Raw genomic sequence first — 26,431 nt, forward strand, 5'->3', positions numbered from 1 at the left:
TCATGAACCAGCCGCTCGCGGGCTACGCCCCCGCACCCGTCGCCGCCCGCATGGAGAACCACGGCAACCACATGGTCAAGGTCGCCCTGCAGACCGGGCACGACCTCATGGCGCGCGTGGGCTCGATGGTCGCCTACGAGGGCTTCGTCCAGTACGAGCCCAACCCGCCCGCCGTCCGCCAGATCGCCAAGGACTGGCTCACCGGTGAGGGCGCGCCCCTGATGAAGTGCTCCGGCGACGGACTGCTCTACCTCGCCGACTACGGCGCCAACGTCGTCGTGATCAACCTCAACGGCGACGGCATCTCCGTCAACGCCACCAACCTCCTCGCCTTCGACGCGCATCTGACGTGGGGTGTCGAGCGGGTGAAGGGCCTGGCGAAGTTCGCCGGGCAGGGCCTGTGGAACACCAAGATCTCCGGGCAGGGCTGGGTCGCGCTGACCTCCCGGGGCAAGCCGATCGTCGTCGACTGCGGCGGCGGCGAGGACGAGACGTACGTCGACCCGGACGCGCTCGTCGCCTGGTCGCCGAACCTCAAGGTGAAGGGCAAGCGCAGCTTCAAGGCGCAGTCCCTGATCGGACGGGGCAGCGGCGAGGCCTACCAGATGGCCTTCTCCGGCCAGGGCATCGTCGTCGTCCAGCCGAGCGAGGACAGTACCGACCGCCTCCGGGTCCGGGGCTGAGGGGGAGCAGAGAACGCCATGCAGAGCCCGATTTTCGCCTACAACGATCAGCAGACCCAGGACCGCTGGAGTCTGCAGAACAAGCAGATGCTCCGCGTGACCCTGGAGGGGCACGACGACGTCCTGGCCCGCAAGGGCACGATGGTCGCCTACCAGGGACTCGTTGAGTTCGACGCCGAGTTCCAGGGCAACCAGCAGTCACGCGCGCGTGCCGTCACCGGTGAGGGCCTGGACCTCATGCGCTGTCACGGACAGGGCATCGTCTACCTCGCCAACCTCAAGCAGCACGTCCACCTGGTCGACGTCGACCAGGACGGACTGACCGTGGACAGCAGCTACGTGCTGGCGATGGACTCCACGCTGCATCACGAGGTGATCGCCGTGGACAGCCTCTACGGCATCTCCGGTTCGGGGAAGTACCAGCTCAACATCACCGGCCGCGGCAAGGTCGCCCTGATGACCTCAGGCATGCCGCTGATGATGCAGGTGACGCCCGACAAGTACGTCAACTGCGACGCGGACGCGATCGTGGCCTGGTCGACCGGGCTGCGGGTGCAGATGCAGGCGCAGACGCACTCCTCCGGGGTGTGGCGGCGCCGCGGCAGCACCGGTGAGGGCTGGGAGCTCAGCTTCATGGGCACCGGCTTCGCGCTGGTGCAGCCCAGCGAGCTGCTGCCGCCGCAGAACGCCCAGATCGGCTCGGGTCTCGCGGCTCAGTACGGCATGGGCCAGCACGGGGCCCGCGGCCAGAACCAGGGCAACGTCTGGAGCTGACGGTCGGGAACGGGTGAGGGGCGACCACCGAGGGCGGTCGCCCCTCACCCGTTCCCGCTCACGCGCTCACAGCCGTGCGCGGGCCGCCCGCAGCAGCCGTACGACGGACTCGTCGGCCACGTCCGCCACCTCGTCGTAGCCGAACCAGCGCACGTCCAGGGACTCGTCGCTGATCGCGTGCTCGGCGTCCGGGGGCGCGAGGACGGCGTACTGCACGTCCAAGTGCCAGGTGCAGGGCGCCGGGATGGGATGCCGGTCGAGGCGCACCGGGCCGCCCGGCAGCAGCGTCAGGCCGCTGACGCCGGACTCCTCGCCGGCCTCGCGCAGGGCCGCCGCCGCCAGAGTCGCGTCGCCCGGCTCGCAGTGGCCGCCCATCTGCAGCCACATCCGCAGCTTCCGGTGCAGCGTCAGCAGCACCCGCCCGCGGGCCGGGTCGACCACCAGGGCGCTCGCCGTGAGGTGCCCGTCCGAGCAGGACTTCCACAGGCCGTCGGGGTGCGCCGCGAGATGGTCGAGGTAGACCTGGCGCAGCTCGCTCTGGTCCTCGTACCCCTTGAGCACCAGGACCGCGTCGTCGTACAGGCTCACTCGCTGTCGTCGTCCTTCTTCCGGTCCTGGCCGTCCTCGGAGTCCTTGGAGCCCTCGGGGCCCTTGCTCAGGTCGGGCTTGCCGGTGGAGCCGCCGCCGCTCGCCGCCTCGCCGAGCATCTTGTCGAGCTCGGAGAAGTCGATCTGCTCGCGGTGCACGAAGCCGTCCGGGTCGTCCAGGTCACTGGCCGTCGGCAGCATGTCCGGGTGGTGCCACAGGGCGTCCCGGCCGTCGACACCGCGCGCGTCCGTGAGCGACGCCCACAGCCGGGAGGCGTCGCGCAGCCGGCGCGGCCGCAGCTCCAACCCGATCAGCGTGGCGAACGTCTGCTCGGCCGGACCGCCCGAGGCGCGGCGGCGGCGCAGCGTCTCGCGCAGCGCGTCCGCGGACGACAGACGGGGCTTCGCGGCCGCGTGCACCACGGCGTCCACCCAGCCCTCGACCAGGGCCAGGGCCGTCTCCAGACGGGCCAGGGCGGCCTTCTGCTCCGGGGTGTCCTCGGGCTGGAACATGCCCTGCTGGAGGGCGTCCTGCAGCTGCTCGGGGTTCTGCGGGTCGAACTGGCCGACGACGTCCTCCAGCTTGGCGGTGTCGACCTTGATCCCGCGCGCGTACCCGTCGACGGCGCCGAACAGGTGGGAGCGCAGCCAGGGCACATGGGCGAAGAGCCGCTGATGGGCGGCCTCGCGCAGCGCCAGATAGAGCCGCACCTCCTCCTTCGGCACACCGAGGTCCTTGCCGAACGACTCGATGTTGACCGGGAGGAGCGCGGCCTTGCCGGCCGGGCCGAGCGGCAGGCCGATGTCGGTGGAGCCGACGACCTCGCCCGCGAGCACGCCCACGGCCTGCCCGATCTGCGTGCCGAACATGGCGCCGCCCATCGAGCGCATCATGCCGATCAGAGGGCCGGCCATGGCCTGCATCTCCTCCGGCAGGACGTCGCCCATGGCGGTGCCGACCCGCTCGGCGACCGGGTCGACGAGCTCCTTCCACGCGGGCAGGGTCGCCTCGACCCACTCCGCGCGGCTCCAGGCGACGGCGGTGCCCGCGCCCGACGGCAGGGACGTCGCGTCGTCGAGCCAGAGGTCGGCGAGGCGCACCGCCTCCTGCACGGCGCTGCGGTCGGCCGGGCCGACGCTCGCGTCCTTGGTGCCGTCCGCCGTGCCCTGGGAGACCGTCTGGCGGGCGATCTGCTTGGCCATGTCCCAGTTCACCGGGCCGCCCTCGTAGGAGAGCATCTGACCGAGCTGCTGGAAGGCGGCGCCCAGGTCGTTGGGGCTCAGCGAACCGAACATCGCCGCGAACGGGTTGTCGGCGCCCGGGCTGCCAAAGCCTCCGGCACCGGGCAGCCCGAAGCCGAACGGGTTGGACGGTCCCTGACCACCACCGCTCTCCTGGTCCTTCTTCTTGCCCTCGTCGCCGTCGTCCGGCTCCTCCGGCGGAAGGCCGAATCCGAATGGGGTGTCACTCACGGGGTTCCTCGGCTGGTAAGGCCACCGGCTGGCGCCGGCGGCACGACTGCCCGATAACACCACCCAGCGTAGACACCTGTGACCGATCGGGCCTCGGTGCTTCGCCGACTCTCGGCCTGCGGCAGGATGGATGCCACCTGGTACGTACGCGTCACTCACGCTCGTACTGAAGACAACCGCTGGAGACGCCCGGTGAGTTCCCCCGATCCGCAGGTTCGCGCAGCGCGAAACCCGTCAACCCCTCCCGCGCGCGGTGTGCGCGGTCCCGTCGTCGCGGTCACCGGTGCCGCGTCCGGCGTCGGCGCCCTGCTCACGGAGCGGCTCGCCGCCTCCGAGGAGGTCAAGCAGGTCATCGCCATCGACGAGCGGCGAGGCGAGTGCGCGGCGGCGCAGTGGCACATCCTGGACGTGCGCGACCCCGCGATCGCGGACAAACTGCGCGGCGCCGACGTCGTCGTGCACCTGGCGCTCGACCTCGATCTGGAGACGGATCCCGCGGCGCGGACCGCCTACAACGTTCGGGGGACGCAGACCGTCCTGACGGCCGCCGCGGCCGCCGGAGTGCACCGGGTGGTGCTGTGCACGTCCGCCATGGTCTACGGCGCTCTGCCGGACAACGAGCTGCCGCTGTCGGAGGACGCCGAGCTGCGGGCGACCGCCGAGGCCACCGGCGTCGGCGACCTGCTGGAGATCGAGCGCCTGGCGCGCCGCGCCCCCCGCGCGCACCCGGGCCTCAACGTCACCGTCGTCCGCCCCGCCGTCCTGGTCGGCGGCACCGACACCGCCCTGACCAGGTACTTCGAGTCGCCCCGGCTGCTCGTGGTCGCCGGGTCCCGGCCCGCCTGGCAGTTCTGCCACGTCGAGGACCTGTGCGGCGCCTTGGAGTACGCCGTCCTGGAGAAGGTCGACGGGGAACTGGCCGTCGGCTGTGACGGATGGCTGGAACAGGAGGAGGTCGAGGAGCTGAGCGGGATCCGGCGCATGGAGCTGCCGTCCGCGGTCGCCCTCGGCGCGGCGGCCCGGCTGCACCGCATCGGCCTGACGCCCTCCCCGGCCGGCGACCTCGCGTACACGATGTACCCGTGGGTGGTCAGCGGCAGCCGGCTCCACGACGCGGGGTGGCGGCCGCAGTGGACCAACGAGGAGGTCCTCGCGGAACTGCTGGACGAGGTCTCCGGACGCCACACGGTCGCCGGACGCCGTCTGGGCCGCAAGGACGCGACGGCCGCGGGTGCCGCGGGCGCGACGGTGGCGCTGCTGGGCGCGGCGGCGGTGGTCCGCAGGGCCCGCAAGGCCCGCCGCCGGATCTGACGGGCCGCCCCGCCCGCGCGTGTCGTCTGCAGGAGGCTCCGCAGCCTGTAGGAGGCTCCAAAGCCCCCCACGCGTGTGCCGGGCGATGACGCTATTCCCCGCCCTCGCGCGCGTGGGGCACGATGGGGGCATGGCACCTACCAGTGATCACCCCGGTGAGCAGGGCGCTCAGGACCCGGTCAAGCTCATCGGCATCCGTGAGACGGCCCTCTCCGTGGACGAGGTCTTCCAGGCCGTCGGGGACGACGCCGCCGGAGGGACCGCGCTGTTCGTGGGCACCGTGCGCGACCACGACGGGGGCGCCGACGTGGACGCGCTCTCGTACTCCTGCCATCCCAGCGCCGAGGCGGAGATGCGGCGGATCGCCGAGAAGGTCGTCGCCGAGTTCCCGGTGCGGGCGCTCGCCGCCGTGCACCGCGTCGGCGACCTCGCGATCGGTGACCTGGCCGTCGTCGTCGCCGTCTCCTGCCCCCACCGCGGCGAGGCGTTCGAGGCGTGCCGGAAGCTGATCGACGACCTCAAGCACGAGGTGCCGATCTGGAAGCACCAGAAGTTCTCCGACGGCACCGAGGAGTGGGTCGGCGCCTGCTGACCCGGCCGCAACGCCCCTGGGAACCCGTACACCCCACCCGGCTTGCGTAACCGCACCCCTGGCATGAGCGTTGTCAGTGCCAGCGGTTAATCTGCTGATCAGTCAGTTGCGGTTCGCTCTGTGGGGACGGGAGGCGCGCATGGCGGCGCTCACCTGGTTGCTGATTCCGCTCGGGGCCGCGATCGGCGCGGGGCTGTGGGGGAGCTGGGCCAACAGAACCCGCAGGACCCGTGGCGACGGGCCGGAGCTCGACGGATACGCGCGCTTCCGCGCGGCCATGGAGAAGCCCCAGTCGCGGACCTGATCCGCCGGCGCCCCGAGGCACCCGCGCGGTCCGGATCCCGGCCCTGACGGGGCTCTGACAGCACTGTCACGTACTGTCGTGCCATGCCACGCCGCACCGCGACGATGCTCGCCTCCACCCTGATGCTGATCGCGCTCCTGTGCGCGGGAGTCTTCATCCGCGTGCCGTACGCCGAGATGTCCCCGGGCCCCACGGTCAACACCCTGGGGGAGCACGACGGCGAGCCGGTGCTGCAGATCTCCGGGCGCAAGACGTATCCGACGACCGGCCACCTCAACATGACCACCGTCCGGGTCACGAGCGCCGACTACCGGATGAACCTCGTCGAGGCCGTCTACGGCTGGCTCGCGCACGACAACAAGGTCGTGCCGCACGACACCCTCTACCCGGACGGCAAGACGGAGGAGGAGTCCACCCAGGAGAACGCCGAGGAGTTCAGCCAGTCCCAGGAGAGCGCGAAGGTCGCGGCCCTGGAGGCGCTGGACATCCCGGTGAAGAGCTGGGTGATCGTCTCGACCGTCGTCAAGGGCAGCCCGGCCGAGGGCAAGCTGCACGCCGGTGACGTCATCAAGGCCGTCGACGGCACCGCCGTCAAGAAGCCCGGGGACGTGGCCGAGCTGGTGACGAAGCACAAGCCCGGCCAGGAGGTCGTCTTCACGATCGTGCCCGCCAAGGAGCAGGCCGCCGCGGAGAAGGAGCACCGGGCGCCGCAGGGCACCGAGAAGGTGACGATCACCACAGCCGAGTCCGACGACAGCGGCGCCAAGCGCGCCATCGTCGGGATCTCCGCCGGGACCGACCACACCTTCCCGTTCGACATCGACATCAAGCTCGCCGACGTCGGCGGCCCGAGCGCGGGCCTGATGTTCGCCCTCGGCCTCTACGACAAGCTCACGCCGGGCAGCCTCACCGGCGGGAAGTTCGTCGCCGGCACCGGCACCATCGACGACGACGGCAAGGTCGGGCCCATCGGCGGTATCGAGATGAAGACCGTGGGCGCGCGCGACAAGGGCGCCCAGTTCTTCCTCACCCCCGCCGACAACTGCGCCACCGCCGCCCGGGACGTCCCCGACGGGCTCACCCTGGTCAAGGTCGACACCATCGACGACGCGCTCGGCGCCCTGAAGGACATCCGCTCCGGCGACACCGCCGCCCTGCCGAAGTGCACCACCGGGAGCTGACCCCGCCCGGCACACGACACGGGGCGCCCCTCACCCGAGGGGCGCCCCCGCCGTCGTACCCGAGGTCCTCAGTCCTCGAACGTCGCCGCCAGCGCCTGCGCCAGGCCGGGCACCAGCTCGGAGCCGGTCAGGACCTCCGTCGGAGCGTCCTTCTCTCGCAGCCGCAGCGCCGACTCACGGCTGCCGTCGCGCAGCACCGCCACGGTCATACGGACCTCCTGGCGGTCGGGGTGCTCCGCCACCCAGCGGGTCAGCTCGGTGTCGCTGAGGCCCTGCGGCACCTGCGCCTCGGCGGACGGGGGCAGCATCAGGCGCTCCACGGTGAGCGCGCAGCCGGTCACGGCGTCGGGCCAGGCGATCGTGCCCAGGAACTCGTCGAGCTGCCGGCCCGTTGGAAGTTCGTCCTGCTCGATCGGGGTCAGGCCGGTGGACTCCTGCTCGTCCCCCAGGCCGAGCTGGGCGGCGAGGCCGGGTTCCTGGGCTCGCAGCCGTGCGGTGTCGACGAGGGCGAAGAGGCGGGCGGGCTGGTCCCAGCCGAGTCCGGAGGCGTACTCGTCGATCTCGAGAACGGCCCGGGTCAGCGGGTTGGCTGCCATGGGAGTGTTGGACATGGTCACAATCCTGCCTCGTTCCCGGCCGGAATCGGGAACCGAGTAAAGGGTGAGTAAGTTGCATAGGTGTGGGCCCGCGATCACGGGGGGCCACAGAGGGTCCACGAAGACGCGGGCCTGACCCAGACCAACAGCGAACTTCGGGGTGCGAAACCTTGGCTTTCCAGATGCCGGACCGCGGCGGAGGCCCGACCGGGCCACGGATGAGAGTGGGCCGCCCGTCCCGGCGGGTCCGGACCCTGCTCATGACACTGGGCGTCCTCGCCGTCCTCGGCATGGCCTTCACCATGTTCGCGGGGTTCTGGACGGACTGGCTCTGGTACCGGTCGGTCAACTACTCGTCCGTGTTCACGACGACGCTCTGGACGAAGATCGGGCTGTTCTTCGTCTTCGGCCTGCTGATGGCCCTCGCGGTCGGCTTCAACATCTGGCTGGCCCACCGGCTGCGTCCGCCGCTGAGCGCGATGTCGATGGAGCAGCAGAACCTCGACCGGTACCGCATGGGCATCGCGCCCTACAAGAAGTGGCTGCTGATCGCCATCACGGCGCTCGTCGGCCTGATCGCCGGCGCCTCCGCCTCCAGCCAGTGGCGGACCTGGCTGATGTGGGTCAACGGCGTGCCCTTCGGCGAGAAGGACCCCCAGTTCCACCTCGACGTCGGCTTCTACGCCTTCGACCTGCCCTGGTACCGGTTCCTGCTCGGCTTCGGCTTCGCCGCCGTGATCCTCTCCGTGATCGCCGCCGCGCTCACCCACTACCTGTACGGCGGGCTGCGCATCACGAGCCCCGGCGCGCGCGCCACGGCCGCCGCCACCGGGCACCTGTCGGTCCTCCTCGGCATCTTCGTCACGCTGAAGGCCGTCGCCTACTGGCTCGACCGGTACGGCCTGGCCGTCAAGTCGAGTGACTTCAAGGCCACCGACAACTGGACCGGCCTGCGGTACGTCGACGCCAACGCCTATCTGCCGGCGAAGACGATCCTGTTCTGCATCGCCGTCATCTGCGCCCTGCTGTTCTTCGCCACGCTGTGGCGGCGCACCTGGCAGCTGCCGGTGATCGGCTTCGGCCTGATGGTGCTGTCCGCGATCCTCATCGGCGGCCTGTACCCGGCGATCGTGCAGAAGTTCCAGGTCCAGCCGAACGAGCAGGCCAAGGAAGCGCCGTACGTCGAGAAGAACCTGAAGGCGACGCGCGAGGCCTACGGCATCGACGGCACGAAGGTGACCGAGTACCCGGGCACCAGCCAGACCGAGGACAAGACCAAGCTGCGCGACGACGTGGGCCCCACGGCGAGCATCCGGATCATGGACCCGAACATCGTCTCGCCGACGTTCCAGCAGCTTCAGCAGATCAGGAACTACTACGCGTTCCCGACCAACCTGGACGTCGACCGGTACAGCAAGGACGGCAAGGACCAGGACACGGTCATCGGTCTGCGCGAGATCAACCTCAACGGCATCCCGAAGCGCAACTGGATCAACGACCACTTCCGGTACACCCACGGCTACGGCGCCGTCGCCGCCGAGGGCACCAGCGCCGACTCCCAGGGCCGTCCGGAGTTCACCGAGTCCGACCTGCCGTCCAAGGGCGACCTGGGCACGTACGAGCAGCGGGTCTACTACGGCGAGAAGACCACGATGTACTCGATCGTCGGCGGTCCCCAGAAGGAGATCGACTACTCCGACGACAGCGGTGAGAAGACCTACAGCTACAAGGGCGACAGCGGGGTCAGCCTCTCCAACCCGGTCAACCGGGCCGCGTACGCCGTGGCGTTCGGCGAGCCGCAGATCCTGTACTCGGGTGCGATCGGCGAGGGCTCGCGCATCCTGTACAACCGCACGCCCAAGGAGCGCGTCGAGGCGGTCGCCCCGTGGCTGACCATCGACGGCGACGCCTACCCGGCGGTCGTGGACGGACGGATCCAGTGGATCGTCGACGCGTACACGACGACGAACGGCTACCCGTACTCCTCGCGTACGACCCTGGGCGACACCACGGCCGACTCGCTGACCGCCACCAACGACAACCGCGCGGTGGTGGCCCAGCAGAACCAGGTCAACTACATCCGCAACTCGGTGAAGGCGACGGTCGACGCCTACACCGGCGAGGTCAAGCTCTTCCAGTGGGACACCAAGGACCCCGTCCTGAAGACCTGGATGAAGGCGTTCCCCGGCACGGTGAAGGCCAAGAGCGAGATCTCCAGCGGGCTGATGGCCCATCTGCGCTACCCGCAGGACCTGTTCAAGGTCCAGCGTGAACTGCTCACCCGCTACCACGTGAAGGACGCGACGACGTTCCTCAGCGGCAGCGAGGTCTGGCAGGTGCCGGACGACCCGACGAACAAGTCGGGCAGCGCGGTGCCGCCGTACTACCTGAGCATGAAGATGCCCGACCAGCAGGCGCAGGCGTTCTCGCTGACGACGACGTTCACGCCCAACGGCAGGGACAACCTCAGCGCGTTCATGGCCGTCGACGCCGAGGCGGGGACCGGTGACTACGGCAAGATCAGAATTCTGAAACTGCCGACCAACACCACGGTAAACGGCCCCAGTCAGGTGCAGAGCCAGTTCAACTCCGAGCAGAACATCGCCGAGACGATCAGGCTGCTGAGAGGCGGCGACTCGGAGGTCGAGTACGGCAACCTGCTGGCGGTGCCCCTGGACGGCGGACTGCTCTACGTCGAGCCGGTCTACGTCCGGGGTGGCGGGCTGAAGTACCCGCTGCTGCGCAAGGTGCTGGTGTCCTACGGCGGCGCCACCGCGTTCGAGGACACCCTCGACGAGGCGCTGAACAAGATCTTCGGAGCCGAGGGCCCGACCACCGAGCCGCCGGACAAGGGCGACGACGGCGGTACGACCCCGCCGCCGAAGTCCAGCGACCCGACGGTCCAGAACGCGCTGAACGACGCCCAGAAGGCGTTCGACGCCGGCCAGGAAGCCCTGAAGAAGGGTGACTGGGAGGCGTACGGCAAGGCGCAGAAGGACCTGCAGGACGCGCTGCGGCGGGCCGAGGACGCCCAGGACGCCGCGGACAAGGGCGCGAGCGGTGCCGGCGACGGCGGCGCGAGCGCCAAGCCGAGCAAGAGTCCCGAGCCGAGCAGCAGTCCCACCGGCACCTAGGGACGCTCAGCTGGGCGAAAGGCCCATCCCGCGCCGTGGTACGGTTGCAACACAACGGCGCGGGGTGGAGCAGCTCGGTAGCTCGCTGGGCTCATAACCCAGAGGTCGCAGGTTCAAATCCTGTCCCCGCTACTGAAGTCGGCGATTTATTCGCCCGACACCGAAGGCCCGGATCCTCACGGATCCGGGCCTTTCTGGTGTGCGAACGCATGTGCCGGGCAGCGGAATCGACGCGCCGCCGTGGTGAGTTGGGCCTCTTGTGTTTGACTTGTCTCTCTGTGGGCATGTCGACAAAACGCTGTAGTGACCTCACTGGCTGCGGTATACCAGGTGTACCCAGGTTGCAGGTGGTGCGACGATGGACGTTATGGGGGACAAGGCAACTCTGTTGGAGACAGGGCGGTTTGTGCAGCCTGCCGACTTTGTACGGTCGGTGGGCGATTCGGCGCAGCCGACGGAGGACGCCTCGCAGCCGATGAGTGACCTGGTACAGCCCGACGACAGCCCGGTTCCCGTCCGCCCCGTGGGCGCCGACGGGGCGGGGCAGGCCGCCGAGGAGGCGCGCCACCGGCTCGCCGCGCAGAGCGGCGAGGTCGAGGCCATGAGCGTCCTCGGTGCCATGCTGCTGCGCCGCGGCGACCTCGACGGCGCCGAACCGCATCTGCGCGCGGCCACCGCCGCGGGTGACCGCGCCGCCGCCAACAACCTGGGCGTGCTGCTGCACCAGCGCGGCTACGCCGAGGAAGCCGCCGGCTGGTGGCGGATCGCCGCCGTGGCCGGGTCGGCCGCCGCCGCGCACGCCCTCGGCCGGCACCACCGCGAGCGCGGTGACGAGCCCGCCGCCGAGTACTGGCTGCGGCAGTCCGCCGAGCAGGGGCACGCGCTCGGCGCCTACGCGCTCGCCGATCTGCTGGAGCACCGCAGCGACCCCGGAGCCGAGCGCTGGATGCGGGCGGCCGCCGAGCGCGGCCACCGCGAGGCGGCGTACCGGCTGGCCCGCGCGCTCGACCGGCAGGCCGGCCGTACGGACCTGGACGGGCCCGACGACGGTGCCGCGGACGAGGCCTCGCCGGAGGAGGCCGAGCAGTGGTACCGGCAGGCCGCCGCGCGCGGCCACCGCCGGGCCGCCCTGCACCTCGGCGCCATCCTCGAGCGGCGGGGAGAGCTCAAGGAGGCCGGGCGCTGGTACCTGACCTCCGCCAAGGACGGCGAGCCGCGGGCCGCCTGCGCGCTGGGCTTCCTGCTGCGCGACGCCGGGGACAGCGAGAGCGCCGCCGTGTGGTGGCTGCGCGCCGCCCAGGACGGCGACGGCAACGCGGCCAACGCGCTGGGCGCGCTGCACGCCGAGCGCGGGGAGACACAGACCGCCGAGCGCTGGTACCGGGCCGCCATGGACGCCGGCGATGTGAACGGCGCGTACAACCTGGGCCTGCTCTGCGCCGAGCAGAAGCGCACCGCGCAGGCCGAGCAGTGGTACCGCAGAGCCGCCTACGCCGGGCACCGCGAGGCGGCGAACGCGCTGGCCATCCTGCTGCTGCAGGTCGGGGACGCGGCGGGCGCCGAGCCCTGGTTCTCCAAGGCCGCCGAGGCCGGCAGCGTGGACGCCGCGTTCAATCTGGGCATCCTGCACGCCGGGCGCGGTGAGGAGGAGGCCGCGCTGCGGTGGTACGAGCGCGCGGCCGCCGCCGGGCACTCGGAGGCGGCGCTCCAGGTCGGCATCGCGTGCCTGCGGGACGGGGACGAGTTCACGGCCGAGCGGCATCTGCGCTGCGCAGCCGGGGCGGGCAGCGCCGAGGCGGCGTACCGGCTGGCGACCCTGCTCGACGCGCGGCGCCCGCCGGAGCCCGCGCACGAGCTCGGGGAGATCGTGCACGAGAAGACCGAGTGCGAGGAGTGGTACGAGCGGGCGGCGACCCAGGGGCACCGGCGCGCCCAGGTCCGGGTCGGCATGCTGGCCGCGGCCCGGGGCGACGTGGTGGAGGCGGCCGAGTGGTACCGCAGGGCCGCCGAGGCCGGCTCGCGCAACGGCGCGTTCAACCTCGGCCTGCTGCTGGCCAGGGAGGGCAGCGAGCCCGAGGCCGCGGTGTGGTGGACCCGTGCGGCCGACGCCGGGCACGGGCGGTCGGCTCTGCGCCTCGCCCTGGTCTACGCGCGTCGCGGCGAGCTGGCGGAGGGCCAGCGGTGGGCCGACCGCGCGGTGACCCTCGGCCCGAAGGAGGTCGCCCAGCGCGCGGCGCGGCTGCGGGACGCCCTGCGCGAGGAGCTGTCGGCCTGAGGAGCGGGAAGTGATTTGCCTCGGTCCGCGTCCTTGACGTAGTGTTCATTTCACCGACGCGGGGTGGAGCAGCTCGGTAGCTCGCTGGGCTCATAACCCAGAGGTCGCAGGTTCAAATCCTGTCCCCGCTACTCAAGGCCAAGGGCCGGAATCCTCAGGATTCCGGCCCTTGGTGTTTCCCCTGTCGTACATCCCCCGGTCGCGGGGCAGCGCGAAGCCCCGGCACCTCAGGGGCGCCGGGGCTTCGGACGATCGGGTCAGGCCTTCGAGCAGTTCGGGCAGACGCCCCGGTACGTGACCTCGACCTCGGAGACCGAGAAGCCGAAGCGCTCGGAGTCGGGGAGGTCGGCCATCGGGTTCCCCGTGGGGTGGACGTCCCGGATCGTGCCGCACTGCGCGCACACCAGGTGGTGGTGCGGCTGGTGGGCGTTCGGGTCGTACCGCTTGGCGCGCTTGTCGGTGGAGACCTCGACCACCTCGCCGAGCGAGACCAGCTCACCCAGCGTGTTGTAGACGGTGGCGCGGGAGATCTCGGGCAGCTTGGCGACAGCTCGGGCGTGCACCTCGTCGGCCGTCAGATGGACGTGCTCGCCGGCGAGGACCTCGGCCACGACGCGCCGCTGTGCGGTCATACGCCATCCGCGTCCACGCAGCCGTTCCAGAAGGTCACTCATGGCAGACACCTTAACAGCACCAGGACCAGCTTCTGAACAGATGTGACTTTGGAGCCTCACTTGACTTAGACAATGTCCATTGTAGGATCGGCGATGAGTTTGGCCAAGGGACAGGGACGGCCGGATTCACCCAGAACCAAGCAGGAGGCGTACGTGACCCAGGGACCGCTCACGACGGAAGCCGGAGCTCCGGTGGCCGACAACCAGAACAGCGAGACCGCGGGGATCGGCGGCCCGGTCCTCGTCCAGGACCAGTTCCTGCTCGAGAAGCTGGCCCACTTCAACCGCGAGCGCATCCCGGAGCGCGTGGTGCACGCCCGCGGCGCCGGCGCGTACGGCACCTTCACGGTGACCGCCGACGTCACGCGGTACACCCGGGCCGCGTTCCTCTCCGAGGTGGGCAAGGAGACCGAGGTCTTCCTGCGCTTCTCCACGGTCGCGGGCAACCTCGGCGCCGCCGACGCGGTGCGCGACCCGCGCGGCTTCGCGGTGAAGTTCTACACCGAGGAGGGCAACTACGACCTCGTCGGCAACAACACCCCGGTGTTCTTCATCCGGGACGCGATCAAGTTCCCCGACTTCATCCACACCCAGAAGCGCGACCCGTACACCGGCTCGCAGGAGGCGGACAACGTCTTCGACTTCTGGGGGCTGTCGCCCGAGTCCACGCACCAGGTGACCTGGCTGTTCGGTGACCGCGGCATCCCGGCGTCCTACCGCCACATGGACGGCTTCGGCTCCCACACCTACCAGTGGACCAACGAGGCCGGCGAGGCGTTCTGGGTCAAGTACCACTTCAAGACGGACCAGGGCATCAAGAACCTGACCGCCGAGGAGGCCGAGATCCTCGCGGGCAAGGACCCCGACTCCCACCAGCGGGACCTGCGCGAGGCCATCGAGCGCGGCGAGTACCCGTCCTGGACCGTGTCCGTCCAGGTCATGCCGGTGGCCGACGCGGCGACCTACCGCTTCAACCCGTTCGACCTGACCAAGGTCTGGCCGCACGCGGACTACCCGCTGATCGAGTTCGGCAAGCTGGAGCTCAACCGCAACCCGGAGAACATCTTCGCCGAGGTCGAGCAGTCCATCTTCAGCCCCGCCCACTTCGTGCCGGGCATCGGTCCCTCCCCGGACAAGATGCTCCAGGGCCGTCTCTTCGCGTACGGCGACGCCCACCGCTACCGCGTCGGCATCAACGCCGACCACCTGCCGGTGAACCGCCCGCACGCCACCGAGGCACGCACCCACTCCCGTGACGGCCATCTGTACGACGGCCGCCACAAGGGCGCGAAGAACTACGAGCCGAACAGCTTCGGCGGCCCCTTCCAGACGGACCGTCCGCTGTGGCAGCCCGTCGCCGTCTCCGGGGTCACCGGCGAGACGGTCACGCCCGTCCACGCCGAGGACAACGACTTCGTGCAGGCGGGCAACCTCTACCGGCTGATGACGGAGGACGAGAAGGAGCGCCTGGTGAAGAACCTGGCGAACGCCATCTCGGGGGTGACGCGCGACGACATCGCCGAGCGCGCGATCAACAACTTCCGGCAGGCCGACGAGGACTTCGGCAAGCGGCTGGAGGCCGCCGTGCGGGAACTGCGCGGCTGATCACCAGCACTGGACCGCCTGCCGGACGGACGGGCCGGGTTCCCTCGGGGAGCCCGGCCCGTCCCGTGTGCTCAGGCGGGGACCTGCTGACGGGCCGGGGCCCAGCAGCGGATGACGTCCCGGACCGAGACGACGCCGACGGGCTCGTCGCCCTCCAGCACGATCAGATGGCGGAAGCCGCCGTGCGCCATCGCGCGGGCGGCCTCCTCCAGCGTCCAGGACGGCGTCGCGAAGACGACGTCGTCGGTGGTGTGGTCGTGGACCCGCTCGGTGTCCGGACTCTGCCCGAGACCGACGGAGTTGAGGATGTCGCGTTCGGTCAGGATGCCGATGCCGCCCGCGTCGGGATCATGGACGACGGCCGCGCCCACCCGGCGGGTGGACATCAGCGCGGCCGCCTGACGAAGGGTGTGGGTGGGGCCGATGGTGAGGACCACGGTGCTCATGGCGTCTCGTACGAGCATGGATGGAGCCACCTCCTGAAGTGCCCCCGCACCGCCGCTCCTGCCCGGCGCCGGACGCGCCAGTCGGCGATGCACAAGTTCACAAGTGGGGGATCCCCAGAGTGACAGGCAAAGAGGAGGTCAACAAGAGGGCCGTCAGTAGCGGCCGTTGAGGTAGCCCAGGAGTTCGTCGTGCAACAGTCCGTTCGAGGCCGCGGCGTTGCCGCTGTGCGGGCCGGGACGGCCGTCGAGGCCGGTGAAGGTCCCGCCCGCCTCGGTCACGACGATGGCGGTGGCGGCCATGTCCCAGAGGGACAGCTCGGGTTCGGCGCACAGGTCCACCGCACCCTCGGCGACCATCATGTACGGCCAGAAGTCGCCGTACGCGCGCGTGCGCCACACCTCGCGGGTCAGGTCCAGGAAGCCGTCCAGGCGGCCCTGCTCCTCCCAGCCGCTGAGCGAGGAGTACGCGAACGACGCGTCCGACAGCTTCGAGACGCGCGAGACGTGCAGCCGGGTCGCGGTGGACAGGCTGCGCCCGCTGAACGCCCCGTACCCCTGGGCGGCCCACCAGCGGCGGCCGAGCGCGGGCGCGGACACGACACCGACGACCGGCTGGAAGCCGCCCTCGCCCGCCTCCATCAGCGAGATGAGCGTCGCCCACACGGGGACGCCGCGGATGTAGTTCTTGGTGCCGTCGATCGGGTCGATCACCCAGCGGCGGGGCCCGGTGCCCTCGACGCCGTACTCCTCGCCGTGGATCGCGTCCCTCGGGCGGGCCCGCTGCAACTGCCCCCGGATCAGCTCCTCGGCCGCCCGGTCCGCCTCGCTCACCGGCGTCATGTCCGGCTTGGTCTCGACCTTGAGGTCGAGCGCCTTGAAGCGCTCCATGGTGGCGGCGTCGGCGGCGTCAGCGAGGACGTGGGCGAGGCGGAGATCGTCGAGGTAGTCCGGCATGGAACGAACCGTATCTGTCGTGATCGGGGTGGGGCCACCACACCCCCGCGCGGACCCGGTCCAGCGCGCCACCCGGGCCCGCTCCACGGTTCCGAACACCCGGCCGAAGGGCGCCCCGTGCACCTTCGCGAACCCTTGACAGTGCCCCCGCACCCGTCAAATCTGGGCGCTAGCCGCTCGCCCCAGGAGGCGATGATGCCTGCAGCGCGGGATTCACTGCTCGACGCCGCCCACTCGGCGCTGGCGCGCCGGCCGTGGTCAGCCGTGCGGATGGTTGACGTGGCCGCGACGGCCGGGGTCTCCCGGCAGACGCTCTACAACGAGTTCGGCAGCAAGGAGGGGCTCGCCCGCGCACTCGTCCGCCGCGAGGCCGACACCTATCTCGCGGGCGTCGAACGCGCCCTCGCCACCCCCGGCGACATCTGCGGCCGGCTCACCGCCACCGCCGAGTGGACCGCGCGCCTCGCCCGCGACAACGCCCTGGTCCGCGCCCTGCTCACCGGCTGCTGGAGCGAGCGCCTGCCGTCGCCGTCGCTGACCGCCGTGCCGTCCTCCTCGGCCGTGCCCGCCCAGCGCAGGGCCGACGGGCCGCTGCCCGCGCCGGGCGACCTCGTGGCCATGGTCCGCGACCGGGCCGTCTCGGTGCTCGCCGGGTCCGGCACCGCCCCGCCGGACCGGGCCGGCCTCGCCCGCGGCTGCGAACTCGCCCTGCGCCTCGCCCTGTCCTGTGTCGCCGCCCCGCCGCCCGGCGAGGACGGCGTCACCGATCTCGTACGGGAGGCGCTGGACCGCCAGTTGACGGACTGAGCGCGACTGCGTGTACTAGTGGGCCGATCCGGAGAGCTGGAGGCCGACCACTCCCAGGATGACCAGGGAGATCGACACGATCTTCAGCGTCGAGACGATGTCGCCGAGGAAGATCATCCCGTAGATCGCGGTGCCGGCCGCCCCGATGCCCGTCCACACCGCGTACGCCGGACCCACGTCCAGCTTCCGCAGGGACAGCGTCAGCAGGCCGAAACTGCCCAGCGCGAAGATGCAGAAGGCGACGGTCGGCCACAGCCGCGAGAAGCCGTGCGACAGTTTCAGACAGACGGCGAAGCCGGTTTCGAGCAGCCCCGCCACGATGACCAGCAGCCACGCCATGTGCTGTCCTCCCGTACGCCGTGTTTCGGTGACCGCTTCGTCAGAATCGTCAGCCTTTGGCCAGGCTTGGAGCTCGCTCGGTGCGATTATGCCCTTACCGAACTCGTGGGGGGACAAACAACGCGGAGGTCAGTCGCCCTCCGTGCGCTCCCGCGTGGCCAGCAGCCGCCGCAGCGAGTAGAGGCGCGCGGGATCGGCGTGCCCCTCCGCCACCCAGGCGTCCAGCGCGCAGTCGGGCTCGTCGTGACTGCACGCGCGCGGGCATCCCTCGGTGCCCGGCTCCAGGTCGGGGAACGCGTGGATCACCCGGGACGGGTCGATGTGGGCGAGGCCGAACGACCGGACGCCCGGGGTGTCCACCACCCAGCCGTCCGCGCCGCCCAGCGGCAGCGCGAGCGCCGACGTCGTGGTGTGCCGGCCGCGCCCGGTCACCGCGTTGACATGCCCGGTCGACCGCCGGCGGTCGTCCGGCACCAGCGCGTTCACCAGTGTCGTCTTGCCGACGCCGGAGTGGCCCACGAACGCCGTGACCCTGCCGTCCAGATGCTCGCGCACCCGGTCGGCGGCGGCCCCGTCGGCCAGCTCCTCACGGTTGGTGACGACATACGGGATGTCCAACGCGCCGTACAGCTCCAGCAGTTCGTCCGGTGACGCCAGATCGGACTTCGTCAGCACCAGCAGCGGCTCCAGACCGCCGTCGAACGCCGCCACCAGACAGCGGTCGATCAGCCGGGGCCGCGGCTCGGGGTCGGCAAGGGCGGTGACGATCGCGAGCTGGTCGGCGTTGGCCACCACGACCCGCTCGAACGGATCGTCGTCGTCGGCGGTCCGGCGCAGCACCGAGGTGCGCTCCTCGATGCGCACGATCCGCGCGAGGGTGTCCTTCTTGCCGGAGAGATCACCGACGAGGGCCACCCGGTCACCGACCACCGCGGCCTTGCGGCCCAGTTCGCGTGCCTTCATCGCCAGGACGACCCGGTCCTCGACGAGGCAGGTCAGCCGGCCCCGGTCGACGGTGAGGACCATGCCCTCGGCGGCGTCCTCGTGCTTGGGCCGGATGTTGGTGCGGGGCCGGGTGTTCCGACGGCCGGGGCGCGTGCGGATGTCGTCCTCGTCGGTGTGCTTGCCGTAGCGGCGCATCGCTGTGTCCCCGAGCCCTACGCCCCGAGCATCCCGGTCCACAGATCGGGGAAGTCCGGCAGGGTCTTCGCCGTCGTCGCCACGTTCTCGATGAGCACGCCCTCGACCGCGAGGCCGATGACCGCGCCGGCCGTCGCCATGCGGTGGTCCTCGTACGTGTGGAAGACCCCGCCGTGCAGCGGGCGCGGGCGGATGTGCAGGCCGTCGGCGGTCTCCGTGACGTCACCGCCGAGTTCGTTGATCTCCTTGGTGAGCGCGGCCAGCCGGTCCGTCTCGTGCAGCCGCAGATGCGCCACCCCGCGCAGCGTCGAGGGGGAGTCCGCGAGGGCCGCGACCGCCGCGATGCCCGGGGTCAGCTCGCCGACCTCGCCGAGGTCCACGTCGATGCCGTGGATCGCACCCGAACCGGTGAACACCAGCCCGTACTCGGTGAGTTCGCAGGAGCCGCCCATCTCGGTGAAGATCTCGCGCAGCCGGTCGCCGGGCTGCGTGGTGCGGGCCGGCCAGTCCGGGATCAGGACCTTGCCGCCGGTCACGAGCGCCGCCGCGAGGAACGGTTGCGCGTTGGACAGGTCCGGCTCGATCGTCAGATCACGGCCGAGCAGCGCACCCGGCGTGACCCGCCACACGTTCGGCTCGCCGCCCGACTCCGGGGTGTCCACCTGGGCGCCGACCGCGCGCAGCATGTCGACGGTCATCCGGATGTGCGGCATCGACGGCAGCGTGGAGCCGGTGTGCCGGACCTCGACGCCCTGGTTGAAGCGCGGCCCCGACAGCAGCAGCGCCGACACGAACTGGGACGACGACGAGGCGTCGATCTCCACCACGCCGCCCTCCAGCGCACCCCCGCCGTGCACCGTCAGCGGCAGCGCGCCCCGGCCGTCGTCGTCGATCCGCGCACCGAGGACGCGCAGCGCGTCGATCACCCCGTGCAGCGGACGCTCGTACGACCGCGGGTCGCCGTCGAAGCGGACCGGGCCGTCGGCCAGCGCGGCCACCGGGGGCAGGAAGCGCATCACCGTGCCGGCGTTGCCCACGTCGACCGTGGCCGGGCCGCGCAGCCCCGCGGGAAGCACCCGCCACGCCTCGCCGGTGCCCTCGGGACCCACGCCCTCCTCGATGCCGACGCCCATCGTGCGCAGCGCGCCCGCCATCAGCAGCGTGTCCCGGGAGCGCAGCGGACGGCGCAGCCAGCCCGGCTCGCTGGCCAGGGCGGCGAGGACGAGAGCACGGTTGGTGACCGACTTGGACCCCGGCACGTGGACCGTCGCGTCGACGGCTCCGCTCGCGTGCGGGGCGGGCCAGAGGGCGGTGGATGTGTCGTTCGGGGCCATGGCCCCACTTTATAAGCAGGCGGTCCCGCCGGTGCCGCGCCGTGGGCCGCGCCCTGTGACGCACGGCCTCACAGGTCCAGCAGCCACCGGCCCCCGCCGAGCAGCGCGCACAGCGACACCGCGTGGAACAGGAACAGCCACAGCCCCGCCGGTACATGGGTGAGCCGCGACAGCTGGTCCGCGTCCGAGTCGCCGGCCCCGCCGCGCGAGCGCTTCGCCTGCAGCTCGAAGGCCGGCCGGACACCGCCCACCAGGAGGAACCACACCACCGCGTACGCGAACGCCGCCTGCACCTGCGGTCCCGTGAGCCATGAGACGACCACGAAGGTGCCGCCCGTGAGGAACACGGTGAGCGCCCCATAGGCGTTGCGGATCATCACCAGCATCGCCAGCAGCAGCAGCGTCGCCAGCCACAGCAGCAGCGTGATACGCCCCGCGGACAGCAGCGCGGCCCCGCCGAGCCCCAGCAGCGGCGGGGCCGTGTAGCCTGCGGCCGCCGTGAGGATCATCCCGATGCCGTACGGCTTGCCGCGGCTGACGGTCAGGCCGCTGGTGTCGGAGTGCAGCCGTATCCCGGTCAGTGTCCGGCCCGTCAGCAGGGCGACCAGTCCGTGTCCGCCCTCGTGGGCGATGGTGATCGCGTTGCGTGACAGCCGCCACAGACCGGGCGGGACGACGACGGCGAGCGCCGCCACCAGGGTGGCGATCACCACCCACAGGTCCGGGTCGGTCTGGGTACCGGAGACCTCGCCCCACAGGGAGGCGAGCGAGGCGGATGCGGTGCGGTCCATGTGAGGCGTCGGCTCCCTCGGGGTGGATGGAATCTGGCAGTGTGGCACGTATGTGCGGACGGTATGCAGCCAGTCGTGGGCCCGAGGATCTCGCGGCGATCTTCGGGATCGAGACGTGGGAACCCGAGGAGACCCTGGAGCCGGACTACAACGTGGCCCCGACGAAGGAGGTCCACGTCGTCCTCGACCGTCCCCTGAAAGACGCGGCCGACCCGCGCCCGGTTCGGCAGCTGCGCACGCTGAAGTGGGGACTGGTCCCGAGCTGGTCCAAGACGCCCGAGACCGCCTTCAAGATGATCAACGCCCGCGCGGAGACCGTGCACGAGAAGCCGTCGTACCGGCGGGCCTTCACCTCCCGGCGCTGCGTCATCCCCGCCGACGGCTACTACGAGTGGGTCACCGGCCGCCAGGAGCTGGACCTGGAGCAGGAGGGGAAGCGCAAACGGCCGCGCAAGCAGCCCTACTTCGTGCTCCCCGCCGACGGCTCCGTCTTCGCGATGGCCGGGCTGTACGAGTTCTGGCGGGACCGGACCCTGCCGGACGACCACCCGCGGGCCTGGTGGGTGACCTGCTCGGTGATCACGACCGAGGCGGAGACGGCCCCGCTCGCGGTGGCGCCCGAGGAGGGCCCCCGCTCCCTGGCCGACATCCACCCCCGGATGCCGCTGATGCTCACCCCCGACCGCTGGGACGCCTGGCTGGACCCCACCCGCCAGGACCCGGAGGAGCTGCGCTCCCTGCTCGCGCCGCCGCCGTCCGGGCTGATGCGCGCCTACCCCGTCTCCACCCTCGTCAGCAACGTCCGCAACAACGGCCCGGAGCTGCTGAAGGAGCTCGACGGCCCCGAAGAGGGCACACTCTTCTGACGTGACGACCGAGATCATCGAGACCATCGCCACGGACGCGGGGGACGCCCGCGTCACCTGGCACCCGGCGCCCCGGCCCCGGCTCGTGCTGGCCGTGAGCCACGGCGCCGGCGGCGGCATCGGCGCCCGCGACCTCGTGGCGCTCGCCCGGACCCTCCCGGAGCACGGGGTGAGCGTCGCCCTCGTCGAGCAGCCCTGGCGGGTGGCCGGCAAGAAGGTGGCGCCCGCGCCGAAGACCCTGGACACCGGCTGGCGGGGGCTGTGGCCGGCGCTCGCCGCGCCGGGGCTGCCCGTGATCGCGGGCGGGCGCAGCGCGGGCGCCCGCGTCGCCTGCCGCACGGCCCGCGAACTCGGGGCGCACGCCGTGCTGGCGCTCAGCTTCCCCCTGCACCCGCCGGGCAAGCCGGAGAAGTCCCGGGCGGACGAACTGCTCGGCGCCGGGGTGCCCACCCTCGTCGTCCAGGGCGGCAACGACCCCTTCGGCAGGCCGGAGGAGTTCCCCGACGGCCCGTACGAACTCGTCGAGGTGCCCCACGCCGATCACGGGTTCGCCGTGCCCAAGCGGGCGCCCCTCGGACAGGACGAGGCCGTGGCCCTCGTCACGGACGCCGTGGCGGCGTGGGCCGGGTCACTGGGGTAAAGGTTCGGGAATGATGCGGGCCCGGCCTCTGTTGTGGCGGACATGCGGTGCTGAGCACCGGCACCGACGTCGTAGGAGAGGAAGTCCACCGCATGGGTTCGACCTTCTGCCCGAGTCGCAGCAGCCGTGCCGACCTGGACTGGACGGTGCTGCACGCGGCCAAGACCGCTCCCATTCGAGGGGCGGCAGGCACGGCAGGTCGTCTATCCTCCGATTCAGGCACGGCCGGATTCGGCCCTGCCCGCAATCTTGAGGAGGTGGGTCCGGTTCCCGGTACCGACGCAGGGACCGACAACGGCCAGGCGGAGCAGCCCGAGGGCCTGGGCACGGGCGTGGGCACGTCCCCGGAGACGACCGCGGAGCGCACCGCGCGCTTCGAGCGGGACGCGCTGGAATTCCTCGACCAGATGTACTCGGCCGCCCTGCGCATGACGCGCAACCCCGCCGACGCCGAGGACCTGGTGCAGGAGACCTACGCCAAGGCGTACGCGTCCTTCCACCAGTTCCGCGAGGGCACCAACCTGAAGGCCTGGCTGTACCGGATCCTCACCAACACCTTCATCAACTCGTACCGCAAGAAGCAGCGCGAACCCCAGCGCTCCGCGGCCGAGGAGATCGAGGACTGGCAGCTGGCGCGCGCCGAGTCGCACATGTCGACGGGTCTGCGCTCCGCCGAGTCGCAGGCGCTCGACCACCTGCCGGACTCGGACGTGAAGGAAGCACTGCAGGCGATCCCCGAGGAATTCCGCATTGCCGTGTATCTGGCCGACGTAGAGGGCTTTGCGTACAAGGAGATCGCGGACATCATGGGGACACCCATCGGTACGGTGATGTCCCGGCTGCACCGGGGCCGCCGTCAACTGCGCGGCATGCTCGAGGACTACGCCCGCGAGCGCGGGCTGGTCCCGGCCGGCGCCGGAGAGTCGGACGAAGCGAAAGGCTCGGGCTCATGAGCTGCGGAGAGCCGCACGAGACGGACTGCTCCGAGGTACTCGACCACCTCTACGAGTTCCTCGACAGCGAGATGCCGGACGTCGACCGCGACAAGTTTAAGCAGCACTTCCAGGAGTGCTCGCCGTGCCTGGAGAAGTACGGGCTCGAAGAAGCGGTGAAGAAGCTCGTCAAGCGCTGCTGCGGCCATGACGACGTCCCCACGGACCTGCGCGCGAAGGTGCTGGGCCGGCTCGACCTGATCCGCTCCGGTCAGTCCGTGCCCGAGCACGACGTCGCCGCCGCGCCGCAGGAGACCTGACTCCCGCGTCACCCGAACGTGCGAATGCCGGGCGACACGCCCGCGCCCGCCCCCCGGCCCACCTAGGCTCCGCGTGAGCTGAGCAGGTGACGGTGGGGGAGGGGCCGGGCATGGAGACCTTGCCGGCACGGGCGCGCGGGTACGTCGCCTGTGCCGCCCTCGCGGCGGCACTCTGCCTGCTGCCCGTGCCCTCCGCACGTCCGCCGTGGTGGGTGGTGGCCCTCCTCGCCGCGCTCTACGCCGGCGGGGGACGCGTCGCCGCCCGCGGCCGTCTGTCCGGCACCTTCTACCCCGTGCTGCTGGCCGGGGCGTTCCTGCTGCCGCCGCCCGCCGCCGCGCTCGTCGCGGTGCCGGGCGCGCTGCTCGGGCCCGTCGGACACCCGCCGCGCGGGATGCGCCGCCTGTGGCGGGCCTCCCAGCTCGTGCTCGCCGTGCGCGCGGCCGCCGAGGTCTACGCGGCCCTGGGCGAGCCGGGTCCCGTGACCGCCGCCGAGTTCCCCGGCGCGCTCGCCGCCGCCGGGGCCGCCGTCGTCGCCTTCTGTCTCGTCCTCACCCTGCTCGACGGCGGCATCCTCGCGCTAGCCGAGCGCGTCCCGGCCCGCCGCGCCTGGCGCGGGCTCTTCCCGCGCTCCCTCGCGCCCATCGCCGTGCACGGACTCGCCGGGCTCATGATGGCCGTCCTGTGGCAGAGCCCGTACGGCCCGGTCGCGGCCCTGCTCGTGCTGCTCCCCATGTGCGTGTCGTGGTGGGTGTTCGCCCAGTACCACCGGGAGCACGCGGCCCATCAGGCGACCATCCGCGCCCTCGTCCAGGCCGTCGACATCAAGGACGGCTACACGCGCGGCCACAGCGAGCGCGTCGGGCACGCCTCCATGATGATCGCGCGGGAACTGGGCCTGGGGGACGAGCGGGTGGAGGTCCTGCGCTTCGCCGGCATCCTGCACGACGTCGGCAAACTGGGCGTGCCCACCCGGCTGCTCCGCAAGGACGGCCCGCTCACCCCCGAGGAACGCCGGATCATCGAGCTGCACCCCGAGTACGGGCACGAGATGGTCCGCGGCATCTCCTTCCTCGGCGAGGCCCGGGCCGCCGTCCTGCACCATCACGAGCGCCTCGACGGCAGCGGCTACCCCTACGGGCTGAGGGGCAGCCAGATCCCGGAGCCCGCCCGGGTGGTGGCCGTGGCGGACGCCTTCGACGCGATGACGTCCACCCGGTCCTACTCCCGCGCCCGGCCCGTCCCCGTCGCGCTGCGGGAGCTGGAGCGGTGCGCCGGCTCGCAGTTCGACCCCCGGATGGTCACCGCGCTCGTCCGGGCCGTCCGCCGCCTCGGCTGGCACCCCGCGGTGACCGCCGACGAGACCGGCCCGCTCCCGCCCCGCCCGCCCGTCTCCAGCGCCCCCGGGGCCCACCGGTGACCGCCCCGCGGCCCCCGCTCCTGCTCGGCTGCGTCCACACAGGCGCCGCCCTCCTCGCCGGGCTCTCCCTGCTCGACTGCCTGCGCCACGGCCTCGACGAACGCGCCACCGCGCTCGCCTTCGGCGCCCTCGTCGTCCTGGGCGAACTGACCCGCAGGCCCGGCGCCGAGGGCCGGGAGACCGCACCCCTCGGCGCGGCGGCCGCCCTGTCGTACGCGCTGCTCGGGGAGGCGGGCGGGGAGGCCACCCACCACGGGGTGACCCAGGTGGTCGGTGTCGTCCTCGCCGCCTCGCTGCTCGGCGGCGTGCCGCACATCGCACAGGGCCGGCCCGTGCGGGACCACCTCGCGCGGCGCGTGCTCACCACCGGCTTCGCCGCCGTCTGTCTGCACCCCCTCTACGACCAGGGCGCCTTGCACGGCTGGGGCACCTCCTACGCCCTGCTCCTCGCGGCGGTCCTCACCCTCACCTTCCTCTGCGACGCCCTGCTCGCCGCCGCCCTCGCGCACTCCCGCACCGGCTGGCCGTTCGGGCCGCTGCTGCGGGACGAGCTGCGGGCCACCCTCGGCATCGGCTCGGCGGTCTGCGCGACGGGCGCGGTGATGGCGCTCGCCGTCGGCGTGGTCGGGCTGTGGGCGCTGCCGGTCTTCTCCGTGCCGCTGCTGCTCACCCAGATGTCGTTCCGCCGGTACGCCGCCGTGCGGACCACCTACCGGCAGACCATCGCCTCCCTCGCCCGGGCCACCGAGATCGCCGGGTACACCCCGGCCGGGCACGCCCGCCGGGTGGCCGCCCTCAGCCGGGCGGTCGGCCGGGACCTCGGGCTGTCCGAGGCGGAGCTCACGATCCTGGAGTACGCGGCGCTCATGCACGACATCGGACAGCTCAGCCTGGTCGACCCGGTACCGGCCGGGGCCACGGCCCGGCTGCCGGCGGAGGAGCAGCGGCGGATCGCGCTGCTCGGCGGGGCCGTCGTCCGCCAGACCGGGGTGAGCCCGCAGGTCGCCCTGGTCGTCGAGCGCCTGGCGGACCCCTGCGCCGAGCAACCGGTCGCCGCCCGGATCGTGCGCGCGGTGAACGCCTACGAGGAGAAGGCCCGCGACGCCGGGCCCGGTGGAGCGTTGAAAGCCCTGGAGGAGCTGCGCCTGGGGACGGCGGGGGAGTACGCCCCCGAGGTCGTCGGATCACTGGCGCGGGTCCTGTCCAGGGACGGTCTGAGCATGCCCGTGGCTGGGTAACCCATGGGTAATGAGCG

Annotated in this window: 26 protein-coding genes and 2 tRNA genes; 18 read left to right on the forward strand and 10 right to left on the reverse strand. The window is 71.7% G+C overall.

Features of this window, described 5'->3' with window-relative positions; translation table 11 throughout:
* Positions 1 to 2: 2 nt before the first annotated feature.
* A complete protein-coding gene (locus tag F8R89_RS23295; protein WP_151785765.1) occupies positions 3 to 683 on the forward strand; it encodes an AIM24 family protein in 681 nt (226 codons plus the stop codon).
* Positions 684 to 701: 18 nt separating this feature from the next.
* On the forward strand, positions 702 to 1,457 hold the full coding sequence (locus F8R89_RS23300; RefSeq protein ID WP_151785766.1) for an AIM24 family protein: 756 nt from the start codon (positions 702 to 704) through the stop codon (positions 1,455 to 1,457).
* Positions 1,458 to 1,523: 66 nt separating this feature from the next.
* On the opposite strand, the gene F8R89_RS23305 is transcribed toward F8R89_RS23300, so the two are convergent.
* Together F8R89_RS23305 and F8R89_RS23310 are read right to left on the reverse strand one after the other, a co-directional pair.
* Positions 1,524 to 2,045, reverse strand: a complete 522-nt coding sequence (locus F8R89_RS23305) for an NUDIX hydrolase (RefSeq protein WP_151785767.1) — start codon at positions 2,043 to 2,045, stop codon at positions 1,524 to 1,526.
* Positions 2,042 to 3,517: a zinc-dependent metalloprotease gene (locus tag F8R89_RS23310; RefSeq protein WP_151785768.1), complete on the reverse strand. Its 1,476-nt coding sequence runs from the start codon at positions 3,515 to 3,517 to the stop codon at positions 2,042 to 2,044. The genes F8R89_RS23305 and F8R89_RS23310 overlap by 4 nt, the downstream gene beginning before the upstream one ends.
* Before the next feature lie 192 nt (positions 3,518 to 3,709).
* On the opposite strand from F8R89_RS23310, the gene F8R89_RS23315 reads away from it, so the two are divergent.
* From F8R89_RS23315 to F8R89_RS23325, 4 genes are all read left to right on the forward strand, one after another.
* A complete protein-coding gene (locus F8R89_RS23315) occupies positions 3,710 to 4,828 on the forward strand; it encodes an SDR family oxidoreductase (RefSeq protein WP_151785769.1) in 1,119 nt (372 codons plus the stop codon).
* 130 nt (positions 4,829 to 4,958) lie between these two features.
* Complete coding sequence (locus F8R89_RS23320; protein WP_151785770.1) at positions 4,959 to 5,420, forward strand: molybdenum cofactor biosynthesis protein MoaE; 462 nt, start codon at positions 4,959 to 4,961, stop codon at positions 5,418 to 5,420.
* A gap of 139 nt (positions 5,421 to 5,559) precedes the next feature.
* Positions 5,560 to 5,724, forward strand: a complete 165-nt coding sequence (locus tag F8R89_RS36265) for a hypothetical protein (protein WP_192806201.1) — start codon at positions 5,560 to 5,562, stop codon at positions 5,722 to 5,724.
* Positions 5,725 to 5,807: 83 nt separating this feature from the next.
* Positions 5,808 to 6,905 carry a PDZ domain-containing protein gene (locus tag F8R89_RS23325; RefSeq protein ID WP_151785771.1) on the forward strand — a complete coding sequence of 366 codons (1,098 nt, stop codon included), beginning with the start codon at positions 5,808 to 5,810 and terminating at the stop codon, positions 6,903 to 6,905.
* Positions 6,906 to 6,973: 68 nt separating this feature from the next.
* On the opposite strand, the gene F8R89_RS23330 is transcribed toward F8R89_RS23325, so the two are convergent.
* Entirely contained in the window at positions 6,974 to 7,516 is a 543-nt protein-coding gene (locus tag F8R89_RS23330; protein WP_192806202.1) for a PPA1309 family protein, read from the reverse strand.
* Between the two features lie 167 nt (positions 7,517 to 7,683).
* Between F8R89_RS23330 and F8R89_RS23335 the strand changes: the two genes are divergently transcribed.
* The 4 genes from F8R89_RS23335 to F8R89_RS23350 all read left to right on the forward strand — a co-directional run bounded on the left by F8R89_RS23335 (position 7,684) and on the right by F8R89_RS23350 (position 13,041).
* Positions 7,684 to 10,635 (forward strand): UPF0182 family protein, encoded by a 2,952-nt coding sequence (locus tag F8R89_RS23335; protein ID WP_151785772.1) that lies wholly within the window; start codon positions 7,684 to 7,686, stop codon positions 10,633 to 10,635.
* A 58-nt stretch (positions 10,636 to 10,693) separates the two neighbouring features.
* Positions 10,694 to 10,767: transfer RNA gene (locus tag F8R89_RS23340), tRNA-Met, on the forward strand.
* A gap of 343 nt (positions 10,768 to 11,110) precedes the next feature.
* Positions 11,111 to 12,910: a tetratricopeptide repeat protein gene (locus tag F8R89_RS23345; protein WP_151785773.1), complete on the forward strand. Its 1,800-nt coding sequence runs from the start codon at positions 11,111 to 11,113 to the stop codon at positions 12,908 to 12,910.
* A 57-nt stretch (positions 12,911 to 12,967) separates the two neighbouring features.
* A tRNA-Met gene (locus F8R89_RS23350) sits at positions 12,968 to 13,041 on the forward strand.
* Positions 13,042 to 13,167: 126 nt separating this feature from the next.
* Here the strand turns inward: F8R89_RS23350 and F8R89_RS23355 are convergent.
* Entirely contained in the window at positions 13,168 to 13,584 is a 417-nt protein-coding gene (locus tag F8R89_RS23355) for a Fur family transcriptional regulator (protein WP_151785774.1), read from the reverse strand.
* 153 nt (positions 13,585 to 13,737) lie between these two features.
* Here F8R89_RS23355 and F8R89_RS23360 point away from each other — a divergent pair, with 153 nt between their 5' ends.
* A complete protein-coding gene (locus F8R89_RS23360) occupies positions 13,738 to 15,189 on the forward strand; it encodes a catalase (protein ID WP_151785775.1) in 1,452 nt (483 codons plus the stop codon).
* Positions 15,190 to 15,260: 71 nt separating this feature from the next.
* Here F8R89_RS23360 and F8R89_RS23365 read toward each other — a convergent pair whose 3' ends face one another.
* Complete coding sequence (locus tag F8R89_RS23365) at positions 15,261 to 15,653, reverse strand: cyclic nucleotide-binding/CBS domain-containing protein (RefSeq protein WP_151785776.1); 393 nt, start codon at positions 15,651 to 15,653, stop codon at positions 15,261 to 15,263.
* A 135-nt stretch (positions 15,654 to 15,788) separates the two neighbouring features.
* Positions 15,789 to 16,589, reverse strand: a complete 801-nt coding sequence (gene hisN / locus F8R89_RS23370; protein WP_151785777.1) for a histidinol-phosphatase — start codon at positions 16,587 to 16,589, stop codon at positions 15,789 to 15,791.
* A 195-nt stretch (positions 16,590 to 16,784) separates the two neighbouring features.
* Between hisN and F8R89_RS23375 the strand changes: the two genes are divergently transcribed.
* Positions 16,785 to 17,396 carry a TetR/AcrR family transcriptional regulator gene (locus F8R89_RS23375; RefSeq protein WP_151785778.1) on the forward strand — a complete coding sequence of 204 codons (612 nt, stop codon included), beginning with the start codon at positions 16,785 to 16,787 and terminating at the stop codon, positions 17,394 to 17,396.
* Between the two features lie 15 nt (positions 17,397 to 17,411).
* Here the strand turns inward: F8R89_RS23375 and F8R89_RS23380 are convergent, their stop codons facing one another.
* From F8R89_RS23380 to F8R89_RS23395, 4 genes are all read right to left on the reverse strand, one after another.
* Complete coding sequence (locus tag F8R89_RS23380; RefSeq protein ID WP_151785779.1) at positions 17,412 to 17,735, reverse strand: DMT family transporter; 324 nt, start codon at positions 17,733 to 17,735, stop codon at positions 17,412 to 17,414.
* Between the two features lie 129 nt (positions 17,736 to 17,864).
* Positions 17,865 to 18,875 carry a ribosome small subunit-dependent GTPase A gene (rsgA, locus tag F8R89_RS23385; protein ID WP_151785780.1) on the reverse strand — a complete coding sequence of 337 codons (1,011 nt, stop codon included), beginning with the start codon at positions 18,873 to 18,875 and terminating at the stop codon, positions 17,865 to 17,867.
* A gap of 17 nt (positions 18,876 to 18,892) precedes the next feature.
* Complete coding sequence (gene aroA / locus F8R89_RS23390; protein ID WP_151785781.1) at positions 18,893 to 20,209, reverse strand: 3-phosphoshikimate 1-carboxyvinyltransferase; 1,317 nt, start codon at positions 20,207 to 20,209, stop codon at positions 18,893 to 18,895.
* A 68-nt stretch (positions 20,210 to 20,277) separates the two neighbouring features.
* Complete coding sequence (locus F8R89_RS23395) at positions 20,278 to 21,000, reverse strand: M50 family metallopeptidase (protein WP_151785782.1); 723 nt, start codon at positions 20,998 to 21,000, stop codon at positions 20,278 to 20,280.
* Positions 21,001 to 21,050: 50 nt separating this feature from the next.
* Here F8R89_RS23395 and F8R89_RS23400 point away from each other — a divergent pair, with 50 nt between their 5' ends.
* The 6 genes from F8R89_RS23400 (at position 21,051) to F8R89_RS23425 (ending at position 26,414) form a co-directional block, all read left to right on the forward strand.
* Positions 21,051 to 21,866: an SOS response-associated peptidase gene (locus F8R89_RS23400; protein WP_151785783.1), complete on the forward strand. Its 816-nt coding sequence runs from the start codon at positions 21,051 to 21,053 to the stop codon at positions 21,864 to 21,866.
* Between the two features lies 1 nt (position 21,867).
* Positions 21,868 to 22,506, forward strand: a complete 639-nt coding sequence (locus tag F8R89_RS23405; protein ID WP_151785784.1) for an alpha/beta family hydrolase — start codon at positions 21,868 to 21,870, stop codon at positions 22,504 to 22,506.
* A gap of 257 nt (positions 22,507 to 22,763) precedes the next feature.
* Complete coding sequence (locus tag F8R89_RS23410; protein WP_192806204.1) at positions 22,764 to 23,459, forward strand: sigma-70 family RNA polymerase sigma factor; 696 nt, start codon at positions 22,764 to 22,766, stop codon at positions 23,457 to 23,459.
* Entirely contained in the window at positions 23,456 to 23,758 is a 303-nt protein-coding gene (gene rsrA, locus F8R89_RS23415) for a mycothiol system anti-sigma-R factor (protein WP_151785786.1), read from the forward strand. Before F8R89_RS23410 ends, rsrA begins: the two co-directional genes overlap by 4 nt.
* A gap of 110 nt (positions 23,759 to 23,868) precedes the next feature.
* A complete protein-coding gene (locus tag F8R89_RS23420) occupies positions 23,869 to 25,176 on the forward strand; it encodes an HD-GYP domain-containing protein (RefSeq protein ID WP_151785787.1) in 1,308 nt (435 codons plus the stop codon).
* Positions 25,173 to 26,414, forward strand: coding sequence for an HD-GYP domain-containing protein (locus F8R89_RS23425; protein ID WP_192806205.1), 1,242 nt, complete (start codon positions 25,173 to 25,175; stop codon positions 26,412 to 26,414). The genes F8R89_RS23420 and F8R89_RS23425 overlap by 4 nt, the downstream gene beginning before the upstream one ends.
* Positions 26,415 to 26,431 lie beyond the last annotated feature (17 nt).

The sequence above is a fragment of the Streptomyces sp. SS1-1 genome (genome assembly GCF_008973465.1).
Classification (GTDB): Bacteria; Actinomycetota; Actinomycetes; order Streptomycetales; family Streptomycetaceae; genus Streptomyces.